Source organism: Aliivibrio sp. SR45-2, from assembly GCF_963890165.1.
GTDB classification, from domain to species: Bacteria; Pseudomonadota; Gammaproteobacteria; order Enterobacterales; family Vibrionaceae; genus Aliivibrio; species Aliivibrio salmonicida.
The window spans coordinates 24,443-31,637 of sequence record NZ_CAWPRC010000168.1; the positions used below are offsets into that span (position 1 = coordinate 24,443).

The 7,195-nt window shown below is 40.9% G+C and carries 6 protein-coding genes and 1 pseudogene; all 7 read right to left on the reverse strand.

The annotated features are described in order from the left end of the window. Positions 1 to 80: 80 nt before the first annotated feature. Positions 81 to 1,517: a sigma-54-dependent transcriptional regulator gene (locus tag AACV33_RS14635; protein ID WP_023603885.1), complete on the reverse strand. Its 1,437-nt coding sequence runs from the start codon at positions 1,515 to 1,517 to the stop codon at positions 81 to 83. A gap of 2 nt (positions 1,518 to 1,519) precedes the next feature. Beyond that, a complete protein-coding gene (locus AACV33_RS14640; protein WP_017023461.1) occupies positions 1,520 to 2,563 on the reverse strand; it encodes a sensor histidine kinase in 1,044 nt (347 codons plus the stop codon). Between the two features lie 126 nt (positions 2,564 to 2,689). Further along, positions 2,690 to 4,171, reverse strand: coding sequence for a sigma-54 dependent transcriptional regulator (locus AACV33_RS14645; protein ID WP_017023462.1), 1,482 nt, complete (start codon positions 4,169 to 4,171; stop codon positions 2,690 to 2,692). 196 nt (positions 4,172 to 4,367) lie between these two features. Further along, on the reverse strand, positions 4,368 to 4,778 hold the full coding sequence (fliS, locus tag AACV33_RS14650; RefSeq protein WP_012550815.1) for a flagellar export chaperone FliS: 411 nt from the start codon (positions 4,776 to 4,778) through the stop codon (positions 4,368 to 4,370). 15 nt (positions 4,779 to 4,793) lie between these two features. After that, complete coding sequence (locus AACV33_RS14655) at positions 4,794 to 5,084, reverse strand: hypothetical protein (RefSeq protein ID WP_017023463.1); 291 nt, start codon at positions 5,082 to 5,084, stop codon at positions 4,794 to 4,796. Between the two features lie 33 nt (positions 5,085 to 5,117). After that, positions 5,118 to 7,058: a flagellar filament capping protein FliD gene (gene fliD / locus AACV33_RS14660; protein ID WP_182700362.1), complete on the reverse strand. Its 1,941-nt coding sequence runs from the start codon at positions 7,056 to 7,058 to the stop codon at positions 5,118 to 5,120. A gap of 24 nt (positions 7,059 to 7,082) precedes the next feature. Further along, positions 7,083 to 7,195 (reverse strand): annotated as a pseudogene (locus AACV33_RS14665) (flagellar protein FlaG); the annotation flags it as partial.

The following is a 7,195-nucleotide window of genomic DNA, read 5'->3' on the forward strand; positions in this document are numbered from 1 at the left end:
CAACTAATTGACTTAATGTTACGACCCGAAGTATATAAAGCAATTTACATACCAAAATATCAATAAACGTAACCCATTGTTTAACTTGGGATATCTATTCCAGCGTCACGCATTTTTGCTAATTTATATCTCAGTGTTCTTGGGCTGATACCTAGCTTTTCAGCCACTTCTTTACGCTTTCCATCACACGCTTTAATCGTTTCAAGAATAATAATGTATTCTTGCTCACGTAATTCCCCACCCAGCCCTGTCGACGAACTTGATGCATCCATATTGACGCTATCTGTTGATTCAACTGAAGGTTCATTTATTGACGGTATTTGTTGCTCAGGCTTAATCGTTGGCACTTCACCACTGACTATTTTCTGTAAACTACTTGCATCAGCCCAATCAACACCTTCAAGTAATATGTCATCCGCAGTGATGTAATTCTCTTCTGCCAAAATAAGAGCACGTTGAACAACATTGTCTAATTCACGTACGTTACCAGGCCAAGGATACATCTCTAATTTGGCAATCGCTTCAGAGGTTAATGTCGGCACTGGCAGGCCTTGTTTTTGACAGTGACGCTCAACCAAATGTTGAGCCAGAGGAATAATATCCCCTTTACGTTCTTTTAATGGCGGCCATGCAATTGGGAACACATTTAGTCGGTAATATAAATCCTCACGGAAATTACCTTCTTCAACGTATTTCTTAAGATCTCTGTTACTGGTTGCCAAAATACGAACATCTAATTTGATGCTCTTACGGCCACCTAAACGTTCCACTTCTCTCTCTTGAAGCACTCGAAGCAATTTAACTTGTAAGTTAAGGTCCATTTCACTGATTTCATCCAGTAAAATAGTGCCACCTTGAGCTTGTTCAAACTTGCCCGGACACGCTTGAACTGCACCAGTAAAGGCACCTTTCTCATAACCAAATAAAGTTGCTTCCAACATATTATCTGGAATTGCCGCACAGTTAATGGCAATAAAAGGCCCTTCACTGCGTTGGGAATTATTATGAATATAGCGAGACATAACTTCTTTACCTGAACCACTAGGCCCAAGTACCATCACGTTCGCGTCAGTTCTTGCCACTTTGTCAGCTAACTTAAGTAATTTTAAGCTTTTTTCATCAGCAACAATAGCATTGCCTGTTTGTTCGTTTTTAACTGGCGCATAGCGACTGACCATATTAAGCAGCACTTCTGGCGCAAACGGCTTCGCCATGTAATCAATTGCGCCATCTTTCATTGCTGAAACGGCATCTTCAATATTGGCGTAAGCGGTCATCAATAAAACGGGCAAATTCGGCCAATTTAATTTAATGCTACGAAGCAAGGCTAATCCACCCATTCCTGCCATTTGCACATCAGAAACAACAATATCAACGGGTTCTTTCTTCAAGATAAGTAATGCAGTTTCCGCACTATCCGCCTCTACCCACTCATAACCTGCCAATTCCAATGTGTCGATCAATGCTTCGCGTAAGCCTTCATCATCTTCAACAATTAATACTTTGCTTTGAGCCATTGTTATTCTCCAGAATCAGTTTGAGTAGTGGTTAGAGGAATTGACATGGTGAAGCACGCACCATCATCTGGTTTTGAATACAAATCTAATTGCCCTTTGTGTGCTCGGCAAACCATTTGAACAACCGCCAAACCAAGACCTGTGCCTTGTGACCGTGTTGTAAAAAAGGGTTCCATAATTTTATCTTGTAGCTCAAGTGGAATACCGGGGCCGTTGTCTTGCACCGATATTTTTAAGAAACCGTTAACTGGTCGAAAAAAGACATCAATTTGAGCGCCTTTTCCAATGACCTGAATCGCATTCATAATGAGGTTACTGATGGCACTTGCAATGGCGTTTGCATTTCCCATCATCGTTGTATGTTCATGCTCAACTTCTAAGTAGTAATCAACGTTATTCGATTGCAATGCGGTTTCTACCATTGGGCGATATTCAGCAACAAGCTCTGCAATTGAAAAAGGTTTAACCACTTTATTGTCGCCGCCTTTGGCAAACAACAGCATGTCATTCACTTGTTTTTCTAGATCATGAAGTCTATCAACAAGTTTGGTTTGAAATCGTTTGTGTGTCGCGGCAGGGAGATTTGGAGAGCCTAGATTAGAGGCATATAGCATGGCGCTTGATAGTGGCGTTCTTACTTGGTGAGCCAAAGAAGCCACCATTTTACCTAATGAAGATAAACGCTGTAGATCACTGACGCGAGATTGTAATAGCCGAGTTTCAGTCAAATCCGTAATAAGAATCAACTGGCCCGTCGCAGACGCAGAAATAGCTAAACGTACTTTTCGTCCACTGCGTAAAGAGATCTCGTGACCATCATCTTCTTTAGGATCAAACGATCGTTGAATGACTTCAAACCAACGTTCACCTAATAATGGCGGACCTAATAACTTAACCGCTTCAGGGTTTACTTCACACACAATGCCTTGGGTATCCAATAGGATCACACCAGCAGGCATAACATCAAGCACTTGCTTATATCGTGTATTTTGCTCTTCTACTGAACCAAGAAGTGAGTAAGATTCACTCTCAATATTACCTTGCATATATTTATTTCCCGCCAAAACAACAAAAGGGCTAATGCATTTTACATGCCAGCCCTTTTATTGTTAATTATCAATAAGTTAATCTAAAAACTTATTGACAGTGACGAGTCAATTAATTGTCACACACTATCTGACGTCATCTTTATTTAGATTGTATTTACGCATTTTCTCAACAAGAGTCGTACGACGCATACCTAGCATATCAGCAGCACGAGCAACAATGCCATTCTGAGCTTCTAACGCTTGGCAGATCATATTAACTTCGACATCCGCAAGCATCTCTTTTAGATTTAATCCATCTTCAGGTAAATCACTTGAAGAAGGTCCAAAACTTTGATTATTTACTTGAGGTACACCACCATCATTGAAGTTTGCAAACATATCCGCTAAGGCAGCTTGTTCTTGCTCTTCAATACTTTGCTGATTGTGGTTTTCTGGTTGAAATTCAGGAATATCACTGTAACGATACTTAGTGGGTAAATGGTTAACGTCAACCGACTCACCAGGAAATAAGATCATTAAGCGTTCAATTAAATTAGCCAGTTCACGGACGTTACCCGGCCAATGGTGTTCCATTAATGAATTAACAGCACGAGGCGTTAAGCGCACACGAGTACTGCCTTCTGCTTCCATTCTTGTTAGTAATTCTTGCAGTAATAACGGAATATCCTGTTTACGTTCACGCAAAGCAGGCATTTCAATTGGGAAGACATTTAAGCGGTAATAAAGGTCTTCACGAAAACTGTTATTTTCAATCATTTCATCAAGATTACGATGCGTTGCCGCAACAATACGTACATCCGCTTTAATGCTTTGATTACCACCAACACGCTCAAAACAACGCTCTTGAAGTACTCGAAGTAACTTCACTTGCATCGACATTGGCATATCACCGATTTCATCTAAGAAAAGCGTACCACCTTGAGCCAATTCAAAACGACCTTTACGAGCAGTGATTGCCCCAGTAAATGCGCCTTTTTCATGACCAAAGAGTTCACTTTCAAGAAGATCAGGAGGAATCGCACCACAGTTAACCGGTACAAATGGTCCTTTACGACGAGGAGAATGATAATGCAGATTACGAGCAACCACTTCTTTACCCGTACCAGATTCACCCAATACAAGTACACTTGCTTCGGTACCGGACACTTGCTCAATCAAATGACGAACGGCGCTAATCGCTGAACTTTGTCCAACCATACTGCGAAATAACGTATTTTTTCTACCAAGATGAGGAATACCTAAGCCACGACGACCCATGAATTCTTGACAATGACGCAAGGCATCTGTCAGTTGAGGATAGTTAATCGGTTGATTCAATTCACCCACGTAGTTGGTTAAATCCTCAATATCATGCGTAGCCCCCGCAATCATGATAACGGGAATATGGTTATGAGAAACCAGTGAGTGTTTGATTGATTTTTTTAAGGATTCATCAGTAACTTTACCTAAAAAGCATGCGCTCCAAGGATCACTCCAGTCAAAAGTAGACAGTTCTGATGTTGAGATAGCATGACAATGCTCGCCAATAAACTCAAGAATTACCTCAAGATTATGTCGGTTCTGATCGTCATCTTCAATAATTAGTGTCTTTGCTAAACCTTGCATAGGAGTGTGATATGCCTTAATTCTTTGATTTAATTGGCCAATTCATTGAACAGCAACAAAATTGTTTCACCATTTTATAGCATAAGAAAAATAAGGCAACCATGAGCGTCAATCTATCGACGCCATATCATCACTCGTACGGTAAATGAGAGGTTAGTATAATAATTTAAAACTAAATTTGATTTATACGTAATTGTTATATTCCGACTTGATCGGCTGTCAAATTATGAAATTCAGCGGGGATTTGATCCCATGCAGATTTGATTTCACGCAGCATCTCAACCACATCATCAATCGGTTGAGCTTCATTATTTTGATTTGCTTGTGAAATTTGACGGATCATAAAATCATACAGAGAATCTAGGTTGCTCGCAATGTCACCGCCGTCATCCATTGATAAACAAGAACGTAAACTAATTACGATATCTAATGCTTTACCAAGACGCTCGCCTTTTACAGCAGTATTGCCTTGTTGCATTGCTGCTTTCCCTTGGATCAGGCGCTCAATTGCACCAGCCATCAACATTTGAATGACCTTATGAGGTGATGCAGCACTTAATTGGCTATCAATTGATACCTTTTTATATGCCTGTAGTGAGCCTCTCATCGTATTTCCTCAGTATTATTGAAATTTTCTATAGAGCTGAACCGATTTTTTCGCATGGTTCAACTTTTGATAATCTAATGCAAATTGCTGACTTAGAGTGGTCATTTGTTTAATGATCAATTCAGTTCGTGCAATTGCGGTTTGCCATTCAGTAGAATTCACTATTTCTGACACTTGCATACAGTCATGCAAAAGTTGTTCCCGATCTGATAAAAAAGTAGCCAGCAATTCAAAATTAATATCGTGGGCTTGATATTCTTGTTGTAATTGCTGATCTAATTCGTTCAATTTTGCTAATAAATCCATCGGTAACACCTTTTTTGGCTTCTACTCTGCTTGTTAACCTAACGCATTCATCATGCCAGACAATTGGGCTTTCATTTTCCCTGTCACATCTTGCATGTTGGCAAATTTATTGCGAGTTCGCTCTTGAACACTGTCCATTCGACGATCCAAATCAACTTGTTGATCATTTAAACGGTAATTCTGGTCACGTAACGTATTCATACGTGTACGAATTGGCCCCGCGACCCCAGTCATACTCTGAATAACGTCTTCAACTTTTTTAGCAAAACCTTTAGAACCGTCAAAAAATGTGTGCATTTGACTGAAGTTCTCATTCAATTGACGATCAAGCATTGCATCATTGATTTCTAAAGAGCCTTGACGAGTGGTTGAGATACCAAGCTCGATCAAGGTTTTTATCCCTTTAGGTGCCGATTCCACTGGAGCAACAAAGACTGACTTTAAACGAGATTCAGCAGAACGAACGACACTGTCCCCAGCCAATGGTCCACTTTCCCCTGTCGCAGGATCAAACCCACTCAGTGATTGCGTGGTTTGATAAAACTGGTTATAGGTTGTTACAAACTGCTCGATAGCGGCTTTCACACTCGCTCGGTCAAACTCAACGTCTAATTCAACACGTTTACCGTCTTTTGTGGTTGTATTCTTTAATGTTAAATCAATGCCTTGAATTGCATCTTGAATAACATTGGTGTCACTACTAATTCGAGCTACACCATCTAACACCACTTTAGCACTGGTTGCCGATTGCACTTCTTGAAGCCCTGAATAAAGGGGTTTTCTTGGCTTCATTTGATCCACTAAATCTTCAATGGGCTCTAGCTTTTTCTTCGCTATTTCTTTAAGTGCAGTAGGAACTTGTTCAATTTTTTCTTTTGCTATCTCAACGACGTCTTTCTTTGGCGCAGGTTGAGATGGTTCATAAGTAATGCCCGCGGCATTAAATACGGTGTCAGGTGTTTGTCCAATTTCGGCAAGGGCTTCTGCGGCTGATTGATCACCTTGCTTTGCCGCTTTTGCTAATTCAATTTTTTCATCAGCACTTGGTAATGCGGCTTGTAATGTACCCGCTGTTCTTTCGCTCCAACCAGACATGCCAGAGGTAGGATCCGTTGGATCTTCTAACGTAGACAATGCCGCTGTCGCTTCTTGCTGCTGAACGACTTCTTTGGCCGCTTGATCAAGTTCAGCCGTCTCACGTTTTGCGTTATCAATAAGTGGTTTGAAATAAGCGAATTTCTCTTCATCTGACAGATCTTTCACTTCTTCTTTTGTTATTTGAACTGGCGCTTGAGGAGATTGTTGCGCTAATAACGTCGGAATATCGTATTCAGTCGACACTGAAGGATCAAAATCAGGATTAAATCCAAAACGATGCAATGTATTATTATATTTAGCTTTTACATCGATTTTGATTTCATTGCTTTCCCCTGGTTTGTCAGAGGCAAGAATCAGACGAGATCCGCCATCGTCTTTAACGATAGAAGACTGCACTCCCGGATTACCAGGCGCGCTGTTAATTTGTCGTACAATGTCGGTGATTTTATTCTGATCACCAACGACCGTCAGTGAGAACTCTTTTTCACCAAGATGAATCGTTAACTCACCAGGGCCAAATCTTGCGTCCTCTTTTACTGGAGACGATGCTAACTTTTGTGCTTGTGCCAATTGCAATACATCAATCGAGTATTTACCGGCAAGCGCATCTGGTGATGCAGTCGCATGAACGGCATCTTCATTACTGATATTCACACTTCTCGAGGCAAACGTATCCTCTTGACGAAAAGTCGCCATCAGAGTTTTCATAGTATCTAACGATTCTTGCAGACGACCATAACCACTGATATTCATGTCTATGTCTGAACGCTCACGGTCGATGCGCTGCTGCTTTGGTAAGCGCTCGCTTTCAACTATTTTGCTCACCATAGAATTAATATCTAGGCCACCACCCATCCCCATCGGGCTCATACTCATGAATCGTTTTCCTCAATTAATGGTTTATATCTTCATGGCGATTAACCCTGATGCACTAGCAGCAAGATCTCTAGCAACTTCCAACATCTTTTCGTCGGGGATCTGGCGAATGATATCACCGGAGCTAACCTCAATAA

What these genes read in the sequence shown, in the direction of transcription:
- AACV33_RS14635 (WP_023603885.1), bottom strand. Translation starts at nt 1,517, where the DNA reads ATGGCTCAAAGCAAAGTATTAATTGTTGAAGATGATGAAGGCTTACGC.
- AACV33_RS14640 (WP_017023461.1), bottom strand. Translation starts at nt 2,563, where the DNA reads ATGCAAGGTAATATTGAGAGTGAATCTTACTCACTTCTTGGTTCAGTA.
- AACV33_RS14645 (WP_017023462.1), bottom strand. Translation starts at nt 4,171, where the DNA reads ATGCAAGGTTTAGCAAAGACACTAATTATTGAAGATGACGATCAGAAC.
- fliS (WP_012550815.1), bottom strand. Translation starts at nt 4,778, where the DNA reads ATGAGAGGCTCACTACAGGCATATAAAAAGGTATCAATTGATAGCCAA.
- AACV33_RS14655 (WP_017023463.1), bottom strand. Translation starts at nt 5,084, where the DNA reads ATGGATTTATTAGCAAAATTGAACGAATTAGATCAGCAATTACAACAA.
- fliD (WP_182700362.1), bottom strand. Translation starts at nt 7,058, where the DNA reads ATGAGTATGAGCCCGATGGGGATGGGTGGTGGCCTAGATATTAATTCT.